Here is a 25,805-nt window from a genome sequence, read left to right as displayed (position 1 = left end):
TTATTGCTATTTGCGTATTGCATTGGCAGATATGCCTCAGTGCCTGGAAAAACTTGGAATCGTTGAGAAGTAACCAAAGTCATGAATATGTTGAAGCAACAAATAAGCCTGCTAATAATCCTTTTAATATCATTTGTGCTGTCGGCGCAAGCTCAAAAAGGCACGGATAAAGTAAAACCTGAAAAACCGGACAAGGATTCGACAGAGGTTTTTACTGTAGAAACCATCTCTGAAGAAACGTTGGAGACGCAGGTTGAATCAGCTGTTATGGAAACTATGAATTCCAGCTTTTCTTCTCAAGTAGTAATTCCTTCTCCTGAAGTCGAAATGATAACAAAGTTTAATGATTACCCTGTAGATATGCAAACGGGACTTCCTGAAATAAACATCCCGCTTTATGAGGTTGTTTGTGGTGAACTCAAGCTTCCGATTACGTTAAGTTATCATGCCTCAGGCAGGAAAACCTATGATAGGAATGGCCCCATTGGATTACATTGGGTGCTGAATACCGGAGGACTGATAAGCAGGACTGTCTATGGAATTCGTGATGATGATATTTGGCAATTTCCATCTCCATTTCCTATTATTGAGAATCTTTCTATCGAAAATGATTATGATTTTCTGGCAGGGGTCATTAATAAATCACCTGGAATTATTACCTATTATGATACCGAATATGATGTTTTTTCATATTCATATAATGGCAGCTCCGGTAACTTTATTCTGAAAGATATAAATAATGTCAAAGTGCCGGAAGTTATACCTAATAAGAAAATTCAGGTTAATGTTCATAAGACCTCATCCCCTAATGATCATTTTGATTACATTGAAATTTTGGATGAGTTTGGAGTTTACTATCGCTTTGGGAAATCATTAGTATCAGGAGATGACAATAGGGAAACTACTGAGACTGCCACTACTGCATGGTTTATCTCAGAAATAATTTCAGCGAGTAAGCAGGATACGATTCATTTTAAGTATATAACTACAGGCAAGGTTAGGAGAACATTCCCGCAACGAATTAAATTAAGGGACAATCACCATTTTGAAGGTTATTATGATGTTGCAAGTATTGCAGATCCTAGTGATTCCGAAGAAACATTTTCAACAAGTTATGGTTCTGCACGTATTAGTGAGATCGTCTTTAGAAAGGGGAAAATACATTTCACATTTAACGGAAGTACCGATATAATTGACAAGATGGATGTTTATTATGATACTGAATTGCTTAGAACAATTGAATTTCCCAAAACCTTACTGGATGCTCCATCGGGACTAAGCACGTTTGATGCATCCCAGGCGTTAATTTATAAACTTGATAATGTATATTTTAAGGATAAAAATGGAACATTGGTAAACAAATATGGGTTTGACTATTTTCCATCAGCAAATTTCAATGTCAGGCAGTCCGATTGGTGGGGTTATTATAACGGGGAAAGCTCGATATATTACAGGATTCCGGTATTTGACAATATTCCGTGGGTAGGAACAGGTGGGGAAACTTCAACAATAAGTATAGGGAGTGCGACTGCTTACCGAACACCTAATTTGCAGGCTATGGAGTCGGGGATGTTAAAAAGTGTTACATATCCAACCGGAGGTAAGATGGAATTTACTTATGAAAACAATTACTACAAAGAGGCCTTAACCCCAAATGTCAAAGAATGCGGAGGACTTCGCATCGCACAAAAAAAAATAACAGACAGTACGGGTAAAACGATAACCAAAACCTATAAATACGGGAAAGATGAATGTGGTTATGGCTTTATCAACTATGAACCGGGAATTGGAATGATTGGTTATGAGAATACTTTGGTCACTTTTTATGAATGGGATGGTAATTGTTTCCCATATGATAACATGAATTTGGAGTATTTAAGAGAGAGATATTATTTTTCAGACATTCTTCCCCAATATAGCATATACTTTGACAGGCCGGTGATGTATCCTGAAGTTACGGAATATATAGGCGAAAGTGTGAACAACGAAGGGAAAACGAAATATAAGTATGAATATTCCGGACAAAGATTTGCCGAGATGGAATATAATTCCAGTGATTGGTCCATTCACAGAAAATATGTGAGATTGTTTGACTACTGGAGGAATAATCAATTATTGGAAAAAATTATATTTGATAGCAACGGTAATAAAATTGAGAAAGAAGTGTATTCTTATGTTTTGAAACCCAAAGAAGAAATAAAAGGGATGCATTTGGAACAATTAAATTTTTATCAAGATTATCAGGCTCAAGAATGCGCCTCTACTTTTCCTCACCAAATTTTTAGTTGGGAAGAATACACGGTTTCCTCCGGGATAAAATTGTTGAGTTCGCAAGTAAATACGATGTATTACGGATCGAGTGATTCCGTGGAAACAAAAATCAACTATACGTATAATGACAATCAGTTGTTGAGTAAAACAGAGACTATTGATGACAAGGGCAACTTAGTAACAAATTATTATTATCCGGATGATTACAATGCTGTGCAAAACTTTTCAGTATTGCGGGACCCAGCGAAAAATATTGTTGGGAAGCCTGTCGATAAGCGCACCTATAAGGGCTCCCAGCTTGTTTCAGGCACTCAAACTATATATAACGACTATGGTCAGCCCACAGACATCTTCGCCGTTGAAATAGGTGAAGGCTTAACTGACATTCAATTCGATGCAGCAGATCCCTATAAATTTACACATAAGGGGACATATTTGTACAACACTGATCAAAGGATTAAGCAGGAAGTTCCCGAGGATAATATAAATACCTATTACCTCTGGGCCTACAACAACCAGTACCCAATTGCAAAAATTGAAAGTCCAGAAGACTTAATTGATATTGAACCCATTCAATTAGCAATCAATGGACTTTCTTTATCCGGGAACGATGATAAAGCAGCAATAGATACTGATATCGGGCAGATAAGAGTTGAAATTTCATCTAGTCTCGGAGAGTTGGACATGCTTACGATATATACCTACAAACCCCTAGTAGGCATGACCTCCCAAACCGACCCGTCCGGTCGCACCACTTATTACGAATACGATGATTTCGGACGTTTGCAATATGTCCGGGACACAGAAGGCAACATTGTAAATAAATACCGTTACCACTATGCAACACAGGATTAAGAGATATAATTCTGCATGGAGCTGTCATCCCGAACTTGTTTCGGGATCTCCATCCATAAATCGCTCTAAACTTTTCCATCAACCGGCAGAAAGCCCAAAGTCCCCTTCAGGGGATTTAGGGGTGAATAGCCAGATTTCAGGGGCGGCTACTCACGCCCCCTCGTTTGCAACGAGGGGAAGGCACTTCAGCGTCTGTGACTCCACTCTGGTGCGGATTTGTAATCCGTGTTCTGTTCGCAGTCACGTCCGCCAACGCCGCAACTGGCGCGGATTTGCAATCCGTGCCCTATTTGCCTTGTTCGTAATCCGTACAATGTTACAGAAAAGCCTTGCAGCATTTATCATTTTATTTTTCAGTTTAACCGTCACTGCCCAGCAAGCCTTCCAGTGGGGCATCCAGGCGGGCAGTACGGTTGACGACCGTGTGGCTGGGATCATCTCTGTTAAGAACGGGGTGGTTGTTGCGGGGAGCTTTGCCTATAGCATTGAATGCAAAAAAAAGATAGCTGAAGGGATGGGCAAGTACGACATCTTTGTAATGAAGGTGGATAAAGACGGAAGGCCTGACTGGATCCGTTCGCTGGGTGGTGAAGCTGTTGACGAGGGTACCTGCATGGCTGCTGATCAGGATCAGGTACTTGTTGGCGGGAAAATAGAAGGAAACATCTCTTTTGAAAAGGAACAGTTTGAAGGGGAGGGATCCGCCCTGGTGTTATCAAGCTGGGACATGACTGGGAAACTAAACTGGCTTACCCGCTTGCCCTATACTGGTGGTGCTACCATGGATGTCATTCAGCTAATGCCTGACGGGTCGATCATGATCGGGGGAATGCTTCAGGGAACCATTGATACAGGTTCCGACCTGCTGGAAACTCCGAGGCGCAAGCTGGCCTGGCAGGTGAATTTAACACCCGGGGGAAAGCCTAAGTCAGGTATTCTTAGCTCGGGAAGCGGGATCCACCGTTTGGTGGGTTCGGTTATAGACCGCGAGAACTGCCAGTACCTGGCGTACAGCACATCTGGGGGAATGAGCTTTGGCAATAGCAATACTGTTGGTGTAAAACGCGGGACTAAGGAAGCCGTGATAGTAAAGAAACAGGACAGCCAAGGCAACTTTCTGTGGGGGAAAGCTTTTAGCGGGAGTGAATACTGCGAATTCGCCGGCATGGACATCGGGAATGACAATGAGCTGCAGCTGGCAGTCAACTATAGTGAAGAACTTCATACAACCGATACGCTCCTTAATTGCAGTTCGTTGTACCACATGGCTGTTTTCAGTCTCGATGATCAGGGCGAGACAAACTGGCTGAAGACCATTTCCAGTCCGTTAAGCTGTAAAGGCATGGACTTGATGGTAGACAAGGCTGGGGGGACACTGATCGGCGGACTGTTCAGGACCGCGTTTGTTGTGGACGATTTGAATTATGACAGGGCAAACGGGGCCAGCTCCCTTTTCCTTCTTCAGTTTGACCGGCAGGGGGAGTTAAACTGGTACAGTGCTCCGGCCAGTGGCGCAACCAACTACTGCAGTGATTTCACCCTTGATGAAGAAGGGAACATCTTGTTGACGGGTGTCTTCCTGGATGAGCTCACCATTGATGGGGAAGTGTTAAAGACCTATGGGAAACGCGATGTTTTTATTGCTAGGTATTTTAATTGCGGACAGCTGGAAATGGGTATTAAAGGCGACGGGCCTCTTTGTGAAAATGAACCTCGCACATTATCTGCCAGCCCCGGCTTTGAAAGCTATATCTGGAACGATACTGAATGGGGCAGCAACAGTTATGAAATCACGACCCCGGGCACTTACTGGGTAACCGCCTACACCAAACAGGGCTGTGCAGCCCACGATACGGTAACCGTTGAACTGGCCTCGGAAATGGAGCTGGGACTGGATTCACTGGTTATCCTTACCCCGGGCAATACACACACTCTGTCGGCTAATGGTGGCTTTGCTTATTACAAATGGGACGATGGTGTAATTGACAGTCAACGGGATATTAAATACCAGGAAAATACCGATAGCCAGTACATGTACTTAACGGCTCAAACCGAGTTTGGGTGTGAAGTGGCTGATTCAGTGTTTGTGCAATACGAAGCTGCCCAAAAGCGGAGTTCGTTAAATGGTCTTTATGGGTTAACAGTTTATCCCAACCCGGTCAAGGATTTCCTTTACTGGAAATCTGCAATGAGCGATGACGGGGAATTAGAAGTTATTCTGTACGATGGGAAAAGTACTCAGCTATACCGGGAAGAAATAACGGATCATTACAGGTGGCAGGAACATTCGGTGGATATGACTGCTTACCCTCCCGGACAGTATACATTCACCTTAAAAACTAAAGTGGCAAGCTATGCAGAGAAAATCATCAAAGTTGATTAAGCACATTTTCAATGTTAAGGCTAAAAAATCAAAATAGAAGAAGATTAGGGTTGGCGAGGATTTGTAATCCGTGCCATGAGCAAACATACAATTTAAAAAACTAACAACCTCATCGTATGCAGCAAATAAAAACCACGATATTATTGATCCTGATGCTTTTCCTTTCCTGTTGGTCGGGGGCACAGGAAGCGGATTACCTTGAAGACAGTGATGTATATACGGGAAAGGCCGATATCTTTCATAATAAGGAAGTGAAGCTGCTGCCAGGCTTTAGGGCTTATAAAGGTTGCGATGTGCATGTGTATATTGACTCGTTGGCATCGTATGACCCCATTGTCCACACCCCGGACCCGGGAGATTTAATCCCTGCAACAACTGGCCCTGCGGGCTATAATTGGGTGCACACCACTACGATGCGCAACCCGGTAGATAGCCCGGACAATATCAATTCGAATGCACGTACCGAAACCTACGACTATTATGACGGGCTGGGGCGCTTTGCCCAAAAGGTGGTTGTGCAAGGTTCCCCTGACAATAAAGACATTGTGCAAGCCGTAACTTACGATGATTATGGCAGAAAAGAATACGAATACCTGCCTTATGAAGCTTCCACAAACACCGGTACATACGCCAGTGATGCGGTTTCTCAGTGTATTAATATTTATACTTCCGGATTTGATGGCCGGGTTGGGGATGCTGAGCCTGTGACCCAAACTGTCTATGAGCCCTCACCATTGAACAGGGTGGAAAAAACAATCATGCCCGGGGCAAACTGGCGGGCAGAAAATATTGAAGAAGCCAAAGGAAATACGGTTGCATATTCAACCAATACGGTTGCGGTAGACCATTATTCGGTTACCGGGCAAAAACAGGTCGGTCATTTTGCTGCAAACCAGCTTTATGTTATCGAGTTTACCGATGAAGACGGGAATGTTAGCCGCGAGTTTAAGGACAAGTTGGGGCAGGTGGTGCGCAAGGAAGCCGATGATATTCGAATGGTGGATGGCGAGCAAAAAACCATTGTCCATGCTACTTCTTACGTTTATGACGATTTTGGGCTGTTGCGTTGTGTTGTGCCCCCAAAAGCGCAGGGGGCCGAAGGGATTAACATACCAACAGACATCAATGACCTTTGCTATTTTTATACATACGACGATCGTAAGCGGATGATCGAGAAAGACCTGCCCGGTGCAGGGGTGGTCTACATGGTTTATGATAAGCGCGACCGCCTGGTAATGACACAGGATGCAAATATGCGTGCGGAAGATCCCGAAAAATGGCTGGCAACCTTATACGATGCCTTTAACCGCCCGGTAATGACTGCTTTTGTTACCACACAAGAAACAGACCCCGGCATTATCAGGGATGGTTTTATGGCCGACACAGGTGATCTATACGAAAGTTTCGATACCTCAAACCCCAACTTTGGCTATACGTTTAACAGTTTCCCGGATGGTTATACGTTGGAAAAGGCTGATATCCTCACAGTAAATTGGTACGACAGCTATGATTTTACTGCGCTTTCGGATTTTTCAGAGGATGATTACAATTATTCCTCATACAACCTCACGGGCTTTGGAACCCCCGATGTAAGCAAGTTGAAAGGACTGGTAACCGGTAGCCTTGAACGGGTGATTAAAGTTGAAACTGCCAATAACCTGGAGGATGAAGAGCTGGTTACAGTTCCATATTACGATGTACTGGGAAGGGTAATCCGCAGTATAGCGGATAACCACCTAGGTGGGAAAGATGCAAGCTATACCCGGTACAACTTTGCCGGGCAGCCCGAAAAAACCGTTTTAAAGCACAATGTGAATAGCCAGCAGGAAATAACAATGGCCACCTGTTATGAGTACGACCACCAGGGACGGTTGCTGAACGAAAAGCTACAAATGGACGACAGCGAAACGGTTACCACGCTGGCCACTTACCAGTACAACGATATTGGGGAGCTGCTGAGCAAATACCTGCACGATCCGGGCAGCGGGGGAAACTACAACCAGAAAATAGACTATGCTTACAACATTCGTGGGTGGCTGCTTGGAATGAACGACTACTCAGACATGGACAACGACTTGTTTGCCCTGGGCCTAAAATATGAAGCACCAACAGGGGACGAGTTGACCGCCAATGCAAATTATAATGGCAACATCAGCCAGATGCGGTGGCATACTGTGCAGGCCCCTTTAAATGAGGGGGAAGTGGAAGAACCCGATAACCCGCAAAAGGGCTATGGCTTTAAGTATGACATGCTGAACCGCTTAAAAGAGGCCACCTATGCCGAGGGGACATCGTATGTCGATAATAAAAATGCGTATAATGCCAGTTACGATTATGACCTGAACGGCAACCTTGAGGTGCTGAACCGTGATGAGGATGCAACACAGATTGACCAGCTTACTTACGAGTACATTAATGATGGCAACAAATTGCAGGGGGTTGCCGATGGCACTTTCAATACAAAGGGTTATTCGGCGGCAGCGAACCAAACATACGGTTACGATACCAACGGGAACATGACCAATGATCCCTCAAAGGGCATAACCGTTGAATACAATTACCTGAACCTGCCCCGTCTGGTAACGGGCAGCCCAACAAGTATTAATTATTATTACACGGCATCGGGGGTAAAGCTTAGGAAACAAACAGATGGCAACATGGATGATCAAAGCTTGCTGGATTATTCGGGGCCATTTATTTATGAAGATGGCAAATTAAAAAGTATCTTTACCAGTGAAGGTCGGATTGCTGTTTTTGAAGAGGAAACAGGCAGTGGGGAGAAGGACGTTCTTTACAAGTTTGAGTATAACCTGAAAGACCACCTGGGCAACACGCGCATGGTATTTGGGGGGCACACCACCGGAAGGCCTGAGTGGGTGCAACGTACCGATTATTACCCTTTTGGCATGGTACTGGCACAGCACAACTACACCACTTTTGATGAAGTTAAGACCGACCAGTTACCACTGGAAAACAAGTTCCTCTACAACGGCAAAGAGTGGCAAAGTGATAATATGGGCTCTGGTGGTTTGGATTGGTACGATTACGGGGCAAGGTTTTATGACCCGCAACTGGGAAGGTTCCACTCTGTTGATCCGAAAGCTACAGATTATTATTTCCAATCCCCATTTGTTTATGCTGCGAACAATCCAATAATATATATTGATATAAATGGTGAAGGACCAGGTGGTGGGATGATGTTTAAATTGCGTCAAGCAAATAATATAGTCAATGGTTTAGGAAATGTGACATTTGGTGTCGTTGGTGCTGTTGGTTCTGCCATATATATAGGAGGAACTGGAACACTGGGAGCTGCATTAGGTGGAACGGCTGCTTTTGGTTTATCTGTATCTGAAGTTGGTCTTGGAGTTTCTCAAATTATTGATGCTGTAAGTGCTTTGTCTGGCAATGGTGAAACTACTGTATTGCAGGAATCAAATTCATTGCCAGGATTGATTGCGAATGGAATTGGATCTGAAAATGCAGAGCTTATTGATGCGGTTGGACAGTTTCTTCCGGGAACGTTGTCTGGTGGTAATTTAAAAACTATTCTGGAAACCCCACAAACGTTGAAGGAATCGAAAAATGCCGCAGATGCAACATTTAATGTTTTGAATAGTACAGATGCTGTTTTGGATACATATGGTGTAGGGGAAAAGATTATTGAATCTAAAGCTGACAATAACAATGCCCAAACAACACAATCGCAAGTAGCGACTTTTAATAAAGCTGATATTACAAATGCTATTTCAAAAGCCCATGAATTATTAAGAAAACATGAAGAAGAATCAAAGTAGAGGTATATTTACATACAGACCCAAGAAGTTGGGTTTGTATGTAAATATATTAATATTGGTATGCTTTCTTTTTCTTGTCTTATTCGCTTTTAAGGCTGTTTCTATATATGCTGCCTCATTTGTATTTATAATTGTTCTGATTTATTTGTTAAATGTCTTTCTAAGTAGAAGCGTCACCCAAATGGTAATCAATGACGATGAGAGGATATTATTTATTGACGTAAAAAAAATGTTTTTAAAATCAGATCGAATTGCAATAAATTACGACAAGCTTTCTCAATCTTTTTCAAAAGAAATAAGGTCAAGAGGACATCAAATATCTGTTCTTAGAATTTATGAATCTAATCAAGAAGTAATAAAAATTATCCCCAGTTATTCAAACTGGAATACGACCCAGTTAAAAGAAATTTCTTCAATACTCACTTCCTTAGGTGTTCCATTTAAAAATTAAGTACTTGTAAAAGACTGTATGCTCCCCAAAAGAATAAGCCAATCCCTCCAATCTTAAAGAAAGTCCCGTATTGATTGTGAATGTAGTCCTTCTTCTCTTTTCTAAATGGACTATAAACTCTTAGTCCAATTAACAGAAAAAAAAATCCAAGAATGATGTTGAAAATGGGAAATAAAAAATTCATAATATTTATCATTAATGACTATACGCCTGCTTAGCCCCCACTGCCCCTCGTTTGCAACGAGGGGTTTGCAGTTTCGCGTCTGTGACGCAAATAAGCGTTTGGCAATATACACAATTTAATAATTGCAAATGGCCTGTATGCAATGAGAGAAGTTCAATATTTTTGTTTTAGGTATATTGAATTACCCCTCGCTAGCGCCGATCTGTGATCGGTGTCTTTGTTTGTTAAAACAAAAAATAGACTTATAGTTTAAAATTGCCATGCAATTTGGCACAAATTATAAATTTGCGCCAGCAATGGGCTAGTAAGTATGTTTCGAATTCTCCTTATTCATACACATACAATAATCCTATCTTGCATATTGATCGTGATGGAAATGAAGGTTTACCATTCTGGACTCCCCCGCTAGCGCGGATTTATAATCCGTGCTTTGTTTGGTCTACTTTGTTACGTTTGCCGTTCAGGGCTGGGTGGATGTTTTCACTCGTAACCAATACAAAAATATATTGGTTGAGAATCTTGCATATTGCCGGGAAAACAATGGATTGGAATTATTTGCATGGTGTATTATGACAAATCATGTACATTTGATAGTTCGGGCAAAAGAAGGTTATACTCTTTCCAGTATTTTACGTGATTTTAAGAAGTATACGAGCAAGAAAGTCATTCAGGCAATAAAAGAAAACCCACAGGAAAGTCGTAAAGAATGGCTTCTGGATCAGTTTAGGACATCAGAAGGGTTCACTCCCCCGCTAGCGCGGATTTGCAATCCGTGCTTTGTTTTGTCAAAAACAAAAAACAAGCATGCAGTTTCAAATTAAAATTGCCTTGCAAATTGGCACAGATTACAAATCTGCGCCAGCAATAAGTTTGCAACGAGGGGTTCACATTTCAGCTTCTGCGACGCAAATAAGCGTTTACACAATGCACCTAATTTAATAATTGCAAATGGCCTGTTAGCATAAAAAGAGTTCAATGTTCTTGTTTTCAGATATATTGAATTAAAAAATCTGCACAAAGGACACTTCGTTACAAACGAAGGGTAGGGTCTGGGTGAATTTCTAATTCTCTGGAATCTTCAGAGCATAAAAAATGCGGTTCTTTTTAGAAACCGCATTGGAAAAAAAGAGATATTTGATTATTCCACGTTAAGCGAGTAATTGTAGTTTTCACTTTCGGTTGACAATACAACCTGGTATTCTCCACTTTTAAGTTTTGAAAGGTTTAATCCTTCGTTTACAGAAAAAGTATTTTCCAATGCTTTGTTGTAAAGAAGGTCACCTTCGCTGTAAACAGATAATTTAAGGTCTTCGTCTGCAAAGTTAAGATAGGCTACTCGTAAGATCTCATTCTTGTATGTGAAAAATGGTTTAACGATGTTTTTAGTAGCACCAACATTGATTTTGCTTCTTTCAATTGTGAAAGCCCTTTCGCTAACTTCACCGTCAATATTAACAACCAATTTGTAATCGCCAGTCTCTAATCTTGAAAAATCATACACTTTATTGTATTCATTGCTTTGTCCTTTGGTTTGATTGTAATAAAGGATTTCGCCATAGGCATCTTTTACTTCAATCTCAAATTGACTGTCAGCACTGTTAGAGATAGCGATAACTGCGCGCTCTGCTGTTAACGGAAGAATGTTAACTTTTAAGTTTCCTGTTGCCAGGGCGATGTTTGCAATAACTGTTAAAGCAACCATCATGGTAATTGTTTTAATTGTTTTCATAGCTTTGAATTTTAATTGTAATAATTAACTTCAACACAAAGAAACATGTTGCACAGCATATTTACAAAAACTAATAGTTAACTGTGTGTTAAATTTATGCTATGCAACATATAGGCAAAATCGAAGGCGTATAAATATATGTAATGCAGATAGATACAGATCGTGAAGAGTTGAGTTTTACTCATTAACAATAATTATGCCCGAGGATGAGTATTGATATTAAATAAAATTGAAATAGATGCAGATAAAAATTTTACAATTGCTGGATGGAGCGAAATCGGCTGAGGGATTGACAGTTATAATAGATGTGTTTCGGGCTTTCTCAGTTGCTTGTTATGCTTTTGATAGCGGTGTTTCCAGGATTTATCCGGTGGGGGATATTGATTTGGCTTATCGATTAAAGAAGGAAAATCCTGAATATATTTTGGTAGGGGAGCGAAATGAGCAAAAACCTGAAGGATTTAACTTTGGAAATTCTCCATCACAAGTATTGGCTGGCGATGTTGATGGTAACGTTATGGTGCACACAACCAGTTCGGGAACCCAGGGAATTGCAAATGCTGCAAATGCAGATGAAATAATTACCGGAAGTTTTGTAAATGCAGGCGCTATTATTAATTATATACGGAGGAAGAACCCCGAGAAATTGTCATTGGTTTGTATGGGCTATGCATGTCAACACCCTACTGATGAAGATACATTCCTTGCGGAGTATATCAAGGGGGAATTGGAGAATGATCCTGTTGATTTCAATGATATGGTTGAAAAGCTGAGAAATGGTGCCGGAGCCCGCTTTTTTGTACCTGAAAAGCAAAGTTGGGCTCCATCCGAAGATTTTGATCTTTGTTTGGATCTGAATCGTTTCTCGTTTGTATTAAAAGTGGAAAATGAGAATGGAATGAATTATTTAAAAAAGATTGAACTTTAATTTCGTAAAAAACTTATTGCCTTATAGAAAATATGTAAAAGACAATCTGCTTCAGCCCGGAAGGGAACTTTTTAAGCAAAAGCAAATTGTTAGGATTGAGGCTAATTATTAAAATGTAGAATGAGTATGCCGTATAATTTTGATGAATTGGTAGATCGCAAAAACACAAACTGTGTGAAATACGATGCGAGTGAGCGATTTTTTGGGAAAGCGGATGTTTTACCGCTTTGGGTGGCAGATATGGATTTTAAAACTCCCGATTTTGTAGTTGATACGTTAAAGGAGCGACTGGAACATGATGTTTTGGGTTATACTTTTCGTCCGGATAGTTGTACCAGTGCAATTGTCAATTGGCTTAAGAATCGTCATCGATGGTCGATAAAGGGCGAGTGGTTGCATTATAGCCCGGGAGTTGTTCCAGCTTTGGCTTTTGCGGTTCAGGTTTATACTCAGCCGGGAGATGAAGTAATTGTTCAGACTCCAGTGTATTTCCCGTTCTTTTCAGCGATTAAAAATAACAATCGGGAGATGGTTGAAAATCCATTGGTATTAAAAGGAGATAGATATTATTTTGATATAGATGATTTAAAGAAGAAGATATCACCCAAAACCAAGCTGCTCTTGCTATGCAATCCGCAAAACCCCGGAGGTATGTCATGGACCGAATCTGAATTGAAAGAGTTGGGCGATATTTGTTTGGAAAATAACGTGGTGGTGGTATCCGATGAGATTCATTCAGATTTAACTTTCCCTGGAAAGAGACATATTCCTTTAGCAACTGTGAGTGATGAAATTGCGCAAAATACCATAACCTTAATGGCTCCGAGCAAAACATTTAATTTGGCCGGATTATCAACTTCGTTTTTGGTTATTCCTAACAAGGGCTTATTTGATAAGTACGACGAGTTGATGAAAGCGACCCACGTATATCAGGGGAATTTGTTTGGGAATATTGCAATGGAAGCAGCTTACTCAAAGGGAGAAAGCTGGTTGAATGAGCTTATGTTGTATATTGAAGCAAACTACGATTTTATGGCTTCCTTTTTTAAAGACAATTTGCCTGGAATAAAACCTATGAAGCCAGATGCAACTTACCTGGTTTGGCTCGATTTTTCATCGTATGGTTTGAAAGATAAGGAACTTAATGAGAAGATTGTAAATGCGGGAGTCGGGTTGAATCGGGGTGTTCAATTTGGTAAACAAGGGAAAGGCTTTATGAGAATCAATATTGCATGCCCACGAAAAACTCTTGAGCAAGCATTACTGCAATTGAAATCTGCTTTCGCCACTTAGAAATTGCGAATAATCCAGTTGGTAATTTCGCTGCTGTTTTGTTCGTGCATGCAGCGGAAGTGCTTCTTGGGGCATTGGTGACGTCCAATCTTTGAGCAGGGTTGACAATTTAATCCATCTACTTTTTGCATCTTGGATTTTGCATCGGGGAGATATGGAAACATACCTAGTGCAGGAGTCGTACTTCCCCAAACAGAAAGAATCTTTTTCTTAAAGGCAGCCGCAATATGCATCAGTCCGGTGTCATTTGCAATTACCAAATTTGCTTGTTTTACAATCGATGCAGATTGGTTGATGCTTAGTTTCGTGCATAAATTAAGAACTTTGGATGTTGCTGATTTGCTAATTTCATCTGCAAGTTTCTTTTCGCTTTTTCCTCCCAACAGAATGAAAGGAAGTTTCGATTTATTTATGATCTCGATCTGTTTTTCTGCAGGCAGGCGTTTGGTGAAATAAGTTCCAGCCAAGACAATTGCAACATACCCATTTTGAAACTCAGCAGGTAGGTCCGAAAGAGAATATTCTTGTTCTTCGGGAATAAAATGATCCAAGCCAGCCAAATCATTCTTAACGCCAAGTGAAGAGACTGTCGACATCATTCGATCCACAATATGCACATTTGGCATTACGTCAATTTTAAATTGTACCAACAGCCATTTTCGAAAGTTGATTTTATTTAAAGTATAACTTTTTGCGCGTATGCTTTGCTTCACAACCTGACTTCGAATATTGTTGTGCAAGTCAATGATTAAATCGAATTTTTGTTCCTGTAAAACCGGAATAATATCGGAAAGGTTTTCTTGCAGCAAGTGAATATGATCTATGAATGGATTTGCAATTAATAAGTCCTGATGCTTTGCTTTGGTGAGGAAATGAATTTCCACATCATCCAATTGTTGCTTAATGCACCTGACTATCGGGCTGGTTAGCACAATATCTCCAATGGAGCTAAATCGTATGATCAGGATTTTGGTTTTCACTTGCAAATAAAAACCCTGAAGATAAAGAATTCTTCAGGGCATATATTAAAAAGTCATTCTTTTTTAAGCGGATTCTGCCAATACAATGATTTTATTGGCTTTCGTTTCAACCACCCCTTCATTTACTTCATAAAACGAGGTTTGATCATTCTGATCAACTACCTTAATGGTTCCTTTGCTTAACGTTGAAATGATAGGAGCGTGGTTGGTTAAAACTTCAAATGCACCCTTGCTACCGGGAAGTTGAACTAATTTCACTTCTCCGGAAAATACTTTTTTATCAGGTGTGATTATTTCTAGAAACATGCGCGTATTTTTAGTTTAAACAGCAGCTTCTGCCAACATTTTTTCACCTTTCTCAATAGCTTGCTCAATGGTTCCAACCAGGTTGAATGCTGCCTCAGGATATTGATCAACTTCACCATCCATAATCATATTAAATCCTTTAATCGTATCTTCTATTGAAACAAGCACTCCTTTTAGGCCTGTAAATTGTTCGGCTACAAAGAATGGTTGAGATAAGAAACGCTGTACACGGCGTGCACGATGGACTACCAGTTTATCTTCTTCTGAAAGTTCATCCATACCAAGGATAGCAATAATATCTTGTAATTCTTTATATCGTTGAAGAATTTCTTTTACACGCTGAGCGCAGTTGTAATGCTCATCACCCACAACTTCTGCAGATAAAATTCTCGAGCTTGAATCCAATGGATCAACAGCAGGGTAAATACCTAACTCAGAAATTTTACGACTCAATACAGTAGTTGCATCGAGGTGGGCAAAAGTTGTTGCCGGCGCTGGGTCAGTCAAGTCATCAGCAGGTACATAAACTGCCTGAACTGATGTGATCGATCCATTCTTGGTAGAAGTAATTCGCTCCTGCATGATTCCCATTTCAGTCGCCAAGGTTGGTTGGTAACCTACTGCTGAAGGCATCCGACCCAGTAGTGCTGAAGTTTCGGCTCCTGCTTGCGTAAAACGGAATACATTATCAACAAAGAAAAGAATGTCACGTCCTGCACCGGTCGACCCATCACCATCACGTAAACTTTCGGCAATTGTTAATCCGGAAAGGGCAACACGTGCACGAGCACCTGGTGGTTCGTTCATTTGTCCGAATACCAGCGCCAGTTTTGATTTTTTAATACTTTCAGGATCTACTTTCGATAAGTCCCAACCACCTTCTTCCATTGATTTTTTAAACTCCTTGCCATAATCAACAATATCAGCTTCGATCATTTCCCTCAAAAGGTCATTCCCTTCACGGGTACGTTCACCAACACCAGCAAATACAGAAAGTCCACTATGAGCAAGAGCGATGTTATTAATCAGCTCCTGAATCAATACGGTTTTACCAACACCAGCACCTCCGAATAAACCAATTTTACCACCTTTCGCATACGGCTCAATCAGGTCAATTACTTTGATACCGGTATAAAGAACTTCTGTTTCAGTAGTCAGGTCTTCGTATTTTGGTGGTTCATTGTGAATATTTAAACCATCTTTTGGAATATTTTCCATGCCGTCAACAGCGTCACCTGTTACATTAAGAAGACGTCCCAGAGCGCTAATGCCATTAGGCATCGTAATCTGTCTTCCGGTAGCGATTACATCCATTCCTCGCCTCAGTCCATCTGTCGAATCCATGGATACTGTTCTTACCGTATTTTCACCGATATGTTGCTGGCACTCGACAACCAAATTACTTTGTCCTTCGCGGACAATCTCAAGTGCATCGTAAATTCTAGGGAGTTCGCTTCCTTCTTTATCGAAGCTAATGTCAACTACAGGGCCGATTACCTGTACAATTTTACCGATATTTTGAGTCATGCTAAAAAGTTTAACCTGTGGAGCTGGAAATTACAAAAACCAGCTTAATTGAACAAATTTACAAACTTAAATGTGATTGAATATTTTTCATCCAAGCTAACGCTGTTGAAACCCTAATGTTCACGCTTCATGATCATCTTTGCCAAATCAATGAAAATTTCTTTTTTTTCGCTGGCGATTTTAATTGTAGAAAGTTCCTCAAGTGCTGATTGGTAGTAGTCTTCCATTAATTTTTTACTGATTTCCGGAAGTCCTAGTTCTGTATATAGATTTTTAACAACAGCTATTTTTTCTGCAATATCAAATTCTTTTTTCTCAATCCAGTTTATCAGAGTTTCTTTTTGTGCGGGTGATGACAATTCAAGCGCTTTCAAAAGAAGAAAAGTTTTCTTGTTTGAAGTGATGTCTCCTCCAATTTTTTTTCCAAACTTTTCCTCATCCGCAAAAACATCCAACAAATCATCCTGAAGTTGAAATGCAAGCCCCAGGTTTATACCAAAATTATAGAGATGGTTTGCATCTTTAGTGTCAGCACCTGCATTTATTGCACCTAATTTGAGACTACAGGCTATTAAAACAGCTGTTTTCAGCCGGATCATGTTTAGGTAGTCATCAATACTTACTGAAAGTGTGTCCTCGAAATTCATGTCGTATTGCTGTCCTTCGCACACTTCCATGGCAGTTTTTGAAAATAACTGAACCATTTTCTGTATCTCTGGCGATTCAGTTTGAACCAAATACTGATAGGCCATAATGGACATGGCATCACCTGACAGGATCGCAACATTATCGTTGTACTTTTTATGAACCGATGGATGGTTGCGTCTCATGTCGGCATTATCCATCATGTCATCGTGCAATAAGGTAAAGTTGTGAAAGATCTCGATAGCCAGAGCAGCTGGCATGGCCTTTTCAATATTTCCTCCAAAAAGATTATTTGCCATTAAAACCATCACTGGTCGTAATCTTTTTCCTCCCATTTTTAGTGTGTAGGAAATTGGCTCGTATAAGTTTTTAGGTTCCGTATTTTCAATGTTTGCTGCTTCTTTCTCTAATTTCTCAGCAAACAGTTTTTGAAACTCAGAAATGGTTTGGGTGTTGCTCATCTGCTCATTAATAGTTTCGCCAGTTTTGTATTGGCTGGTTTATTCTTTCTTCGGGGAAGAAATTTCTTCGATTTCTAAATCATCGAGTTCAATATCTTCTTCTTCATCATAAATATGTAAAAGCGGCTCTCTGAAAGATTTTGTCGTTGTAATTTTTTGAAGTCCGGTCAATAATGATGGTAGCAAAATCAAATTTGATGTAATTGCAACCAATAGAGTTAGTGATACCAATACACCAAGCGCTGCAGTTCCACCAAATTTAGATACGCTGTACACTCCAAATCCAAAGAAAAGGACTACGAAAGTGTACATCATACTCACTCCCGTTTCCTGAAGAGCCAACTTAACAGAGCGTTGAATATCCCAGCCTGTAGTGCTTAATTCCTGGCGGTATTTTGCAAGAAAATGGATGGTATTATCTACCGAAATACCAAAGGCAATACTAAATACCAAAATCGTTGATGCCTTGATGGGAATTCCTGTGAAACCCATAATCGCTGCTGTGAATATAAGTGGTAAAATGTTTGGTATTAGAGACATAATTACCATCCGCCATGAATAGAACATGATTGCCATGAACGTTGAAATCAGGAAAACAGCAAGTGCCAGACTGGAGAATAGGTTTCGCACCAAATATTGTGTTCCTTTAAAAAAAGTGACACTGGATCCGGTTACTGTGACGTCAAATTTATCCGGAGGGAAAATAGAGTCAACTTCTTGTTTGAAGTCCGTGTAAAGCTCCTCCATGCGTTTAGTCCCAACATCCTTCATGCGAATACTCACGCGTGTGATTTGTTGCGTGCTGTCCATAAATGAATGAAGCGCATTTACCCCGGCAGATTCATCTTCTTCATTCTTAGTTGCATATGCTAAGATGAAGTTTTTTTCCTGATTGTTCGGAAGGCTGTAATATTTTTCTTTCCCGTTATAGTATGCTTGTTTTGAAAATTTTAAAATATTCAATAGTGAAAGTGAAGAGGAGAGTTCATCATAATTGGTCAATCTCTTTTCAAGCTTTTCAATTCTCTTGAAATTACTTAGATTCATTGCACCTTTTGGTCTTTCAGTGTCAATAATAATTTCTAGTGGCATTAAACCATCAACGTGATTTTCAAAAAATTTCAAATCTTTGTATATAACATCACTTTCGGGAATGTCATCTACCATGAATCCAGAGCTTTTAATTAGTGTAATGCCGTAGATTCCAATAAGTAAGACAAGTACTGCCGATGCATAAACTAATTTTATATGCTTCTCGCAGATGTGGACTAGCCTCTCAATAATGGCATTGATATTTTTATTTTCAAGGTGCTGGATATGTCTTTGTTGAGGTGGTCTGTAGAAACTGAAAATAGTAGGGATCATTAAGATCGAAAGCACAAAAAGAGTAATAATGTTGAGTGCTGCAATAACCCCAAATTGACGAAGAATCTCACTGTTTGTTATTACAAAAGTCGCAAAGCCCGATGCCGTCGTAAGGTTGGTTAGGAATGTGGCGTTACCAATTTTTATAATTACCCGTTGGAGAGCTTTTATTTTATTTCCGTGATTTCGAAACTCATGATGGTACTTATTGAGCATATAAATGCTATTGGGAATGCCAATAACAATTAAGAGCGATGGGATCATTCCTGTTAATAAGGTGATTTTGTACCCGAATAATGACATTGTTCCCAATGCCCAAACCACACCTGTTATTACGATTAATACAGGGAATATAACTGCTTTGAATGACCGGAAAAATATGAAAAGTGTGATGATACATAGTAATAATGCCAAAGCACTAAACAAGTATATCTCTTTTTTTATTCGGATTGAGTTTATTACCCGAATATATGGCAGGCCCGAATAATGAAGTTCCAAACCAGTTGATTCCGAAAATTGATCACATTCCTCTTTGATGGAGAGTATCAATTTTTCGCGTTGTTTGGAAGCCATTTTATCCTTGTTGACGGTAATTCCCAACAAGTAAACGTTGTTCTCAAGGTTATAAAGAAGTCCTTCATAAAAAGGTAACGAATGAAAAACAGATGCGAGGCTGTCCAGTGTTTCCTGATCATTGATATTCTCGTCAAAAACAGGGGCAATTTCAAATTTTTTCTCGTCAGTATTTTTATGAAGATTATAGGCATTCGATGCGGAAAGCAAATTTTCTACACCATCAATATCTTCAAGTTTGGAGCATAACTTCTGCCAGTTTTTAAAGTGTTTAAGATTAAAAAAGTCCTCATCTTCCAAACCGACAGCAATTAAGTTGCCTTCTTCTCCAAATATTTGCTTAAATCGCTCATAGTCAATATAAGCACTGTCCTTTTTCGGTAAAAGTTGCGCATATTCATATGACATCTCCACTTTTTGAGCCTGATAAGCCATAAAAAGAGTGATGATTCCTAAAAGAGAGAGCAGGAGCACACGGTTCCTGAGGATAATTCGAGAGAGCCTAACCCACATATTCAAAAGTCTTCAAAAATATTAGGCGAAAATAGTGATTATATCGGGATTAAGAAAGAAAGCTTGTTTCAGATTGTCATTTGGACAGGATAACATTTGTTAACGATCCCTTTATGAAAAATGCGACTCGTCTTTTATAAAAACATTGCTTCATAATATTTAACTTTTATTGTTTGTTTTTCGTAATCATAAATAGAGTATGAAACAAAAACCAAAAGCCATGAAAAAGTTTTTTTATCTCGTAGCAACACCTGAATCAATTATTGTTTCCCACCTTCGGCCACTCGACTTTGGAAACTATTTGGCAGTGGGAACAAAGAAACAAATCCATGGACAGGTTATTTTCTTCGAGTTTGATCCTGATAAAACCAAACTTCCACAGGATTATATAAACATGAAGTTGAAACCTTACGATGATGGTGAGCCCAAACGTTCCGTCTATTTGTCCATTTATCGTTCTTTTGAAAGCATCCCATTAAATGCCTTGCGAAACCTTTACCTGGTAACTGATGATGGAAAAGTGTTGGAATTAGAACCACATGACTTTGTTCCAAATGGGAAAGATGAAATTCATTTGTATCAACAATTAATTCCTATTACAACACGGGTAGCCAGTAAATTGCCTCCTGTCGATTTTATTAGGCATTTGACGGATATAAAAAAGCCAGTATCGGCTCCTAAAATGTTTATTGTGGATTTGAAGTTGAATGAATTGGTGACTAATCCGGATGCTCCATTGAGTAATTTACCGTATCCAAACCCGGATCATTTGCGTGATTGTATTAAAAAACTGAAAGAATCTCAAGGGAGGCAAACCAAAACTGTTTTGCGATTCTTAAGAGATGACATTTCATATCGTACCATTAAAACTGGTTTTTTTGTGGGTGATAAGGACCATTATCTATTCTATCCTTTCCCTGGTATAAAAGATTTGGAGACTAAATATTATCCATGGTGGAGGTCGGCATTGGTTAGGCATTTCTAGTGTTTGATCTTGATAATCAATCAGTATTGCAAGGCATTTCCTGGCTTGAGCAAATCAAATGAAAATTGAGTCAGGTTTTGTCTTTGATTTTCATGCGTAATTTTTTTCATTTTTGTTTTTTCTTTTCAGAAAAGCTATTATTTTTGCAACGCTTTTGAAAAGCAACCGTTCTAGAAACAGGCAGTGATGCCGAAAATAAATTCCCTAGTAGCTCAGTTGGTTAGAGCGGCGGACTGTTAATCCGTAGGTCGTAGGTTCAAGTCCTACCTGGGGAGCCACACAGGACAAGAGGTTAAAGTTTAACCTCTTTTTTTATGTCCGATTTTTTATGGAGAATTACTTTCTGAGCTAACAAATTACTGATTTACATGGTTGCAATTGATAATTTAATTGTAAATTTATTCATCAAATCAGGATAATTTAATGCTACTCTTCTTATCATTATTCGGGATTTTTCTGTCAGTTATTCTGTTACTTTTTAACGCACGAAAGTTTAGGGTATCGGTTTATCTGAGTTTATTTTTTTTGTTTACCAGTCTTTATGGCTTTTACCAGTATATTTTGCTGTATTCCAAATCGGTTACATTAATAAGTCTTTTCCTTTTTAATGTGTCGATAATTGCTTCTCCCGTGTATTTAATTGGGCCGATGCTTTATTGGTATGTAAGAAGTGTGCTAACCGACCATTCAAAACTGAAAAGAAGCGATTTCTGGCATTTTCTGCCAATGATAATCTTTTTTATTTCGGCGTTTCCGAATACGTTTGTTCCATGGAGAGATAAAGTTGAAGCAGCTATGATGGCGGTGGAAAACCAGGAATACCTAATGGTTTATAAAGCATCACTTTTGAATAGAATTATTCCTACCGTTGCAATTTATTTATTCCGTTTAGTCCTGGTTTTGGGATATACCATTGGGGCCGGAGTGCTTTTTATCAAGTACCTTAAAAAGAAACAATCGTATGCAGTATTTTCAAAACAGCATTTCATGAAAAAATGGCTTTGTTGTTTGCTGGGCTTTTTATTTATTCTTGCTGTTAGCCAGGTGTTTATGGTGATCAAGAGTTTTGAAATGCACTTTTCCGAATTGTTTTTTACATTTAATATTTTGCGCGTAATTTCTGTGGCTGGGCTTATCGGATTATTGATCTCACCCTTCTTTTTTCCCACCATTTTATATGGATTACCTAGAATGCCTGAAACAAATGAACAGGAAAATGATGACAGCCAGATAAAGGAGAGAAAACAGCGTTACAATTCTTTTGAATCAGATTACCTTAAGTCAATTAGTCAAAAGACAGATTCTTTTATGCAAGAGCATCAGCTTTACCTGGAACCAGACTGCAACCTTGCCTATTTTTCAAAACAAATCAATATTCCAACTCATCATCTTGCATACTATTTCAGGGAAGTTAAAAAACAACACTTCAATGATTTTCGAAATGAATGGCGAATTAACCATGCAAAAGCCCTCATTAAGGAAGGAAAGGCAAATGAGATAACCCTGGAAGCGATCGGATCGCTCTCTGGATTTTCGTCGCGTAACACCTTTATAACCGACTTTAAAAAACTGGAAGGAGAGTCTCCTGGCACTTACGCAGCTCGTTTCTATTAATAAGATTTCCTAAAAACTCCCTTCCTTGCACCATTTTTCAAAAACAGTACAAAGGCAGCCTCCAAAAATTTCCGACTTTGTACTCACTTCCCGAACTTTGAATAAGGTTATATCCTACAGCTGAATTCACGAGATGGTCATGCAAGACTGGAATATCCGGCCGTCCATGGCCGTCTCTGATCAGCAGTAAAAAATAACCTTAATTCAACAGAGTTATAACCTTTAAAAATTAAAAATTATGAAAAAGAAAATTATGTGGAAAAGGATTGTCCGAGTAACGGTCGCTTTTGTATTTGTAAGCTTTTTATTTGCTCCTTTCTTTCAATCCTGCCAGAAGGAAGAAATAATTGAACCTGAAAATGTAATGCTAAAAAGCATTACAGTAAGTGGACCGCTTACATTTTTTACAACTCCTGAAGAACTTCCTTGCACCGGACTTCCAACAGAAGATTTTGAGGAAGCAACGAATGCTACTCCTGAAGGCGTTTATAATCCCTTAGATGCTAATACAAGTACCTGGTTTCTCCCAGCGGGGAGTATTCTTCCAGGTATCTCATTTTCACTTACGCGAGATGGTTATTTTTCCCCTTATACCTCCCCGGACCTTAATATTTGGGCAGGTTCGAATGATATAGTTGGTCATGCAGTCATAGCAAACCATCAGGACGAAACATTAATTATTGAATTTACGGATGACAATGTTACTGTTGTTGGGATGACACTGTTAACAATTTTCTGGAACCAAGCAACCTTTGATATAAATATATATGGCAATTCTGATGCACTGTTGGGAACTACATCAATCATTGGTGGAACGCCAGCAGGAACCTATTTCGGGGTACAATCTGAGGTTCCGATAAAAAAGATTACCATATGGGGATTTGACTATGTTAATTGGGGAGTAGAACCTCCAGGAGTTGATGATGTGATGTTTGGAACATGCATCGTTGACAGTGATGGTGATGGCTGTCTTGATTCGGATGATGCTGTAATCAATTCAAACATGGAAGAATTTGTTGAAATTGATGGTTGCTCTAATGGTGTGCTGAATGAAATGACATCAGAATGCGGAGTCATGATGTCTGATGCAATCGATGCTCTGGAAGCAGGAGATTATAAAAATTCTGGCCAGTTTGTTAAGGCAGTTGCGAGTCTTGCCAAAACGTGGATGGACGAAGGATTAATTACTCAAGATGAGCAAACTCTCCTGCTGGCATGTGCAGGACAATCTTCAATTGGTTCAAAAAAATAATACCTGATAATAATAAGGCCCGGTGCACTAAGAAATAAACATTTCCCGGGTTAATATAAGAGGCGGCAGATTTTACCTTATTTAGCAAGCAGGCTGTAAAGTATTTAGGCAGCCTGCTTTTGCGTTATGCAAAATTTGTTTAATCTGAATATAAATGTTAACTTCAGGTAAATTCAAATTAAAATAAATTGACTTAGTATGTTACTAATTCACCCCAAACTTTCACAATTCAGGTTGCAGCTTCCAAATGTTAGGGAGCAAAAAAAGGTCAATCGATTTCGGTTGACCTTTTTTTAGGCCTAATTTTTTGAAACGATTGTGTGCCTGGAAAGTCTTACAAGAATAAGTAATCAGCCCCATATACTCACCTAAAAAGCATTTCAAAATTAATAAATTGAAGACGAGGTATTTAATCAAATCCAGTTTTTGAGTAGATTTGTGGTTGTTAAAGGCAGAATTGCATTTTACTAATCAAAAAAAGACATACTATGAACAAACTAAAAACTTACATTTTACTTATTGCATTTACGTTAGTGGGTTTTGTTTCGGCTCAGGCACAACGTGTTGAAAGTGACTCTCCATTAATTGGCAAGTGGGACCTTACTATAAATATGACTGCTGCTCAGATCGAGAATCTCGGACTTTTCAGACACGGATTAATGGCTTCAGACGGTTTTCCGGGATGGCTTATGGTTAAATTATCAGGTTTCTCTACGCTAACCGGATACTATGTTGGATACGAGGGCAGTGCCAGGCCAATTGCTGAAGTAATTTATGATGAAGCCACAGATAAATTCCATTTCACAATTCCTCCACAATGGATGGACATTGATGATTTGTATTTTGAGTTTTCACTAAAAGACGATAAGTTAAGCGGTTATCAAATGCTCGACGGTCAGAAGCTGGAATGGACAGGCGTTCGGGCTCCTTCGCTTGAAAGAACAGAACCACCAATTTGGGGAAATCCTATCAACTTGATTACCGAAACCATGGACAAATGGATTATTCCGCAGAACTGCAAATTTCAGATGATTGATGGTGTAATGGTTAACACCGAATCGGGAGGGAACTTGGTAAGTATTCAGAAATTTGAAGATTTTAAACTTCATGTTGAATTCCGCTATCCGGCAGGAAGTAACAGTGGAATTTATCTTCGCGGTCGTCATGAACTTCAGATCGAAGATTCAAAAGGAAGAACCGATGATGTAAGTATCGGTGGTATTTACGGTTTTATTGCTCCTGCAGTTTATGCAGCAAATGCCCCGGGCGAATGGCAAACTTATGACGTGACACTTGTTGGGCGTCATGTTACAGTTTTGCTTAATGGAATCGAAGTTATTTCGAACCGTCCTATTCCTGGAATTACAGGTGGCTCGCTTGATAGTAAAGAAGGTGAACCTGGCCCATTTCAGATTCAGGGTGATCACGGACCGGTGGAATTCCGCAAATTTGTTGTCACACCAGCGGTTAATTGAACTGTGACATAAATACGCATGCGTAAAGAGTGATAAAATATTAAGGTATTTGAAATTTCGATCGCAACTCCCAACTGATGGGGGAACAAGTCATTTAATAGCGTACTGTTTCAGTGCGCTATTTTTGTTTTAAATGGGTTGCAATCGTGGATTGAGAATGATTAGATCAATGCCTATTAATGTAGGTCTGAGAAATTTAAAGAGAGAATTTGGCAAGC

The 25,805-nt window shown here is 39.6% G+C and carries 19 protein-coding genes and 1 tRNA gene; 13 read left to right on the top strand and 7 right to left on the bottom strand.

Annotated features, from left to right (window positions below):
• Positions 1 to 87: 87 nt before the first annotated feature.
• The 4 genes from ACUNWD_RS11175 to ACUNWD_RS11160 all read left to right on the top strand — a co-directional run bounded on the left by ACUNWD_RS11175 (position 88) and on the right by ACUNWD_RS11160 (position 9,757).
• A complete protein-coding gene (locus ACUNWD_RS11175; RefSeq protein WP_445587890.1) occupies positions 88 to 3,126 on the top strand; it encodes an RHS repeat domain-containing protein in 3,039 nt (1,012 codons plus the stop codon).
• A gap of 313 nt (positions 3,127 to 3,439) precedes the next feature.
• A complete protein-coding gene (locus ACUNWD_RS11170; RefSeq protein WP_445587889.1) occupies positions 3,440 to 5,509 on the top strand; it encodes a hypothetical protein in 2,070 nt (689 codons plus the stop codon).
• Between the two features lie 116 nt (positions 5,510 to 5,625).
• On the top strand, positions 5,626 to 9,306 hold the full coding sequence (locus ACUNWD_RS11165) for a DUF6443 domain-containing protein (RefSeq protein ID WP_445587888.1): 3,681 nt from the start codon (positions 5,626 to 5,628) through the stop codon (positions 9,304 to 9,306).
• Positions 9,287 to 9,757, top strand: coding sequence for a hypothetical protein (locus ACUNWD_RS11160; protein ID WP_445587887.1), 471 nt, complete (start codon positions 9,287 to 9,289; stop codon positions 9,755 to 9,757). The genes ACUNWD_RS11165 and ACUNWD_RS11160 overlap by 20 nt, the downstream gene beginning before the upstream one ends.
• Here ACUNWD_RS11160 and ACUNWD_RS11155 read toward each other — a convergent pair.
• Complete coding sequence (locus ACUNWD_RS11155; RefSeq protein WP_445587886.1) at positions 9,747 to 9,941, bottom strand: hypothetical protein; 195 nt, start codon at positions 9,939 to 9,941, stop codon at positions 9,747 to 9,749. The two genes, ACUNWD_RS11160 and ACUNWD_RS11155, sit on opposite strands and share 11 nt — an antisense overlap.
• A gap of 267 nt (positions 9,942 to 10,208) precedes the next feature.
• Between ACUNWD_RS11155 and ACUNWD_RS11150 the strand changes: the two genes are divergently transcribed.
• Together ACUNWD_RS11150 and ACUNWD_RS11145 are read left to right on the top strand one after the other, a co-directional pair.
• Positions 10,209 to 10,514: a hypothetical protein gene (locus ACUNWD_RS11150; RefSeq protein WP_445587954.1), complete on the top strand. Its 306-nt coding sequence runs from the start codon at positions 10,209 to 10,211 to the stop codon at positions 10,512 to 10,514.
• The gene (locus ACUNWD_RS11145) at positions 10,412 to 10,762 is read left to right on the top strand and encodes a transposase (protein WP_445587952.1); all 351 of its coding nucleotides are present in this window, start codon (positions 10,412 to 10,414) and stop codon (positions 10,760 to 10,762) included. The genes ACUNWD_RS11150 and ACUNWD_RS11145 overlap by 103 nt, the downstream gene beginning before the upstream one ends.
• Before the next feature lie 317 nt (positions 10,763 to 11,079).
• Here the strand turns inward: ACUNWD_RS11145 and ACUNWD_RS11140 are convergent, their stop codons facing one another.
• A complete protein-coding gene (locus ACUNWD_RS11140) occupies positions 11,080 to 11,670 on the bottom strand; it encodes a hypothetical protein (RefSeq protein WP_445587885.1) in 591 nt (196 codons plus the stop codon).
• A 238-nt stretch (positions 11,671 to 11,908) separates the two neighbouring features.
• On the opposite strand from ACUNWD_RS11140, the gene ACUNWD_RS11135 reads away from it, so the two are divergent.
• Positions 11,909 to 12,598 (top strand): 2-phosphosulfolactate phosphatase, encoded by a 690-nt coding sequence (locus ACUNWD_RS11135; protein ID WP_445587884.1) that lies wholly within the window; start codon positions 11,909 to 11,911, stop codon positions 12,596 to 12,598.
• Positions 12,599 to 12,718: 120 nt separating this feature from the next.
• Positions 12,719 to 13,891, top strand: coding sequence for a MalY/PatB family protein (locus ACUNWD_RS11130; RefSeq protein ID WP_445587883.1), 1,173 nt, complete (start codon positions 12,719 to 12,721; stop codon positions 13,889 to 13,891).
• Here ACUNWD_RS11130 and ACUNWD_RS11125 read toward each other — a convergent pair.
• The 5 genes from ACUNWD_RS11125 to ACUNWD_RS11105 all read right to left on the bottom strand — a co-directional run bounded on the left by ACUNWD_RS11125 (position 13,888) and on the right by ACUNWD_RS11105 (position 20,261).
• The gene (locus tag ACUNWD_RS11125; RefSeq protein ID WP_445587882.1) at positions 13,888 to 14,871 is read right to left on the bottom strand and encodes a glycosyltransferase family 9 protein; all 984 of its coding nucleotides are present in this window, start codon (positions 14,869 to 14,871) and stop codon (positions 13,888 to 13,890) included. The genes ACUNWD_RS11130 and ACUNWD_RS11125 overlap by 4 nt on opposite strands.
• A gap of 63 nt (positions 14,872 to 14,934) precedes the next feature.
• Complete coding sequence (gene atpC, locus ACUNWD_RS11120; RefSeq protein ID WP_445587881.1) at positions 14,935 to 15,177, bottom strand: ATP synthase F1 subunit epsilon; 243 nt, start codon at positions 15,175 to 15,177, stop codon at positions 14,935 to 14,937.
• 15 nt (positions 15,178 to 15,192) lie between these two features.
• Entirely contained in the window at positions 15,193 to 16,704 is a 1,512-nt protein-coding gene (gene atpD / locus ACUNWD_RS11115) for a F0F1 ATP synthase subunit beta (protein WP_445587880.1), read from the bottom strand.
• Positions 16,705 to 16,817: 113 nt separating this feature from the next.
• The gene (locus ACUNWD_RS11110; RefSeq protein WP_445587879.1) at positions 16,818 to 17,810 is read right to left on the bottom strand and encodes a polyprenyl synthetase family protein; all 993 of its coding nucleotides are present in this window, start codon (positions 17,808 to 17,810) and stop codon (positions 16,818 to 16,820) included.
• A 39-nt stretch (positions 17,811 to 17,849) separates the two neighbouring features.
• Positions 17,850 to 20,261 (bottom strand): efflux RND transporter permease subunit, encoded by a 2,412-nt coding sequence (locus ACUNWD_RS11105; protein WP_445587878.1) that lies wholly within the window; start codon positions 20,259 to 20,261, stop codon positions 17,850 to 17,852.
• A gap of 220 nt (positions 20,262 to 20,481) precedes the next feature.
• Between ACUNWD_RS11105 and ACUNWD_RS11100 the strand changes: the two genes are divergently transcribed.
• The 5 genes from ACUNWD_RS11100 (at position 20,482) to ACUNWD_RS11080 (ending at position 25,587) form a co-directional block, all read left to right on the top strand.
• Complete coding sequence (locus tag ACUNWD_RS11100) at positions 20,482 to 21,246, top strand: hypothetical protein (RefSeq protein ID WP_445587877.1); 765 nt, start codon at positions 20,482 to 20,484, stop codon at positions 21,244 to 21,246.
• Positions 21,247 to 21,447: 201 nt separating this feature from the next.
• A tRNA-Asn gene (locus ACUNWD_RS11095) sits at positions 21,448 to 21,524 on the top strand.
• 370 nt (positions 21,525 to 21,894) lie between these two features.
• A complete protein-coding gene (locus tag ACUNWD_RS11090) occupies positions 21,895 to 22,860 on the top strand; it encodes a helix-turn-helix domain-containing protein (RefSeq protein ID WP_445587876.1) in 966 nt (321 codons plus the stop codon).
• Between the two features lie 238 nt (positions 22,861 to 23,098).
• Positions 23,099 to 24,112: a hypothetical protein gene (locus ACUNWD_RS11085; protein WP_445587875.1), complete on the top strand. Its 1,014-nt coding sequence runs from the start codon at positions 23,099 to 23,101 to the stop codon at positions 24,110 to 24,112.
• Positions 24,113 to 24,600: 488 nt separating this feature from the next.
• Positions 24,601 to 25,587 (top strand): 3-keto-disaccharide hydrolase, encoded by a 987-nt coding sequence (locus tag ACUNWD_RS11080; protein WP_445587874.1) that lies wholly within the window; start codon positions 24,601 to 24,603, stop codon positions 25,585 to 25,587.
• Positions 25,588 to 25,805 lie beyond the last annotated feature (218 nt).

The sequence above is a fragment of the Sunxiuqinia sp. A32 genome, assembly GCF_052690465.1.
Note: the sequence above shows the minus strand (reverse complement) of the source record. Positions and strands in the feature narration are given on the sequence as shown.

Coding starts and splice junctions, on each gene's coding strand:
- ACUNWD_RS11175 (WP_445587890.1), top strand. CDS start 88: ATGTTGAAGCAACAAATAAGCCTGCTAATAATCCTTTTAATATCATTT.
- ACUNWD_RS11170 (WP_445587889.1), top strand. CDS start 3,440: ATGTTACAGAAAAGCCTTGCAGCATTTATCATTTTATTTTTCAGTTTA.
- ACUNWD_RS11165 (WP_445587888.1), top strand. CDS start 5,626: ATGCAGCAAATAAAAACCACGATATTATTGATCCTGATGCTTTTCCTT.
- ACUNWD_RS11160 (WP_445587887.1), top strand. CDS start 9,287: ATGAAGAAGAATCAAAGTAGAGGTATATTTACATACAGACCCAAGAAG.
- ACUNWD_RS11155 (WP_445587886.1), bottom strand. CDS start 9,941: ATGAATTTTTTATTTCCCATTTTCAACATCATTCTTGGATTTTTTTTT.
- ACUNWD_RS11140 (WP_445587885.1), bottom strand. CDS start 11,670: ATGAAAACAATTAAAACAATTACCATGATGGTTGCTTTAACAGTTATT.
- ACUNWD_RS11135 (WP_445587884.1), top strand. CDS start 11,909: ATGCAGATAAAAATTTTACAATTGCTGGATGGAGCGAAATCGGCTGAG.
- ACUNWD_RS11130 (WP_445587883.1), top strand. CDS start 12,719: ATGAGTATGCCGTATAATTTTGATGAATTGGTAGATCGCAAAAACACA.
- atpC (WP_445587881.1), bottom strand. CDS start 15,177: ATGTTTCTAGAAATAATCACACCTGATAAAAAAGTATTTTCCGGAGAA.
- atpD (WP_445587880.1), bottom strand. CDS start 16,704: ATGACTCAAAATATCGGTAAAATTGTACAGGTAATCGGCCCTGTAGTT.
- ACUNWD_RS11110 (WP_445587879.1), bottom strand. CDS start 17,810: ATGAGCAACACCCAAACCATTTCTGAGTTTCAAAAACTGTTTGCTGAG.
- ACUNWD_RS11105 (WP_445587878.1), bottom strand. CDS start 20,261: ATGTGGGTTAGGCTCTCTCGAATTATCCTCAGGAACCGTGTGCTCCTG.
- ACUNWD_RS11100 (WP_445587877.1), top strand. CDS start 20,482: ATGAAAAAGTTTTTTTATCTCGTAGCAACACCTGAATCAATTATTGTT.
- ACUNWD_RS11090 (WP_445587876.1), top strand. CDS start 21,895: ATGCTTTATTGGTATGTAAGAAGTGTGCTAACCGACCATTCAAAACTG.
- ACUNWD_RS11085 (WP_445587875.1), top strand. CDS start 23,099: ATGAAAAAGAAAATTATGTGGAAAAGGATTGTCCGAGTAACGGTCGCT.
- ACUNWD_RS11080 (WP_445587874.1), top strand. CDS start 24,601: ATGAACAAACTAAAAACTTACATTTTACTTATTGCATTTACGTTAGTG.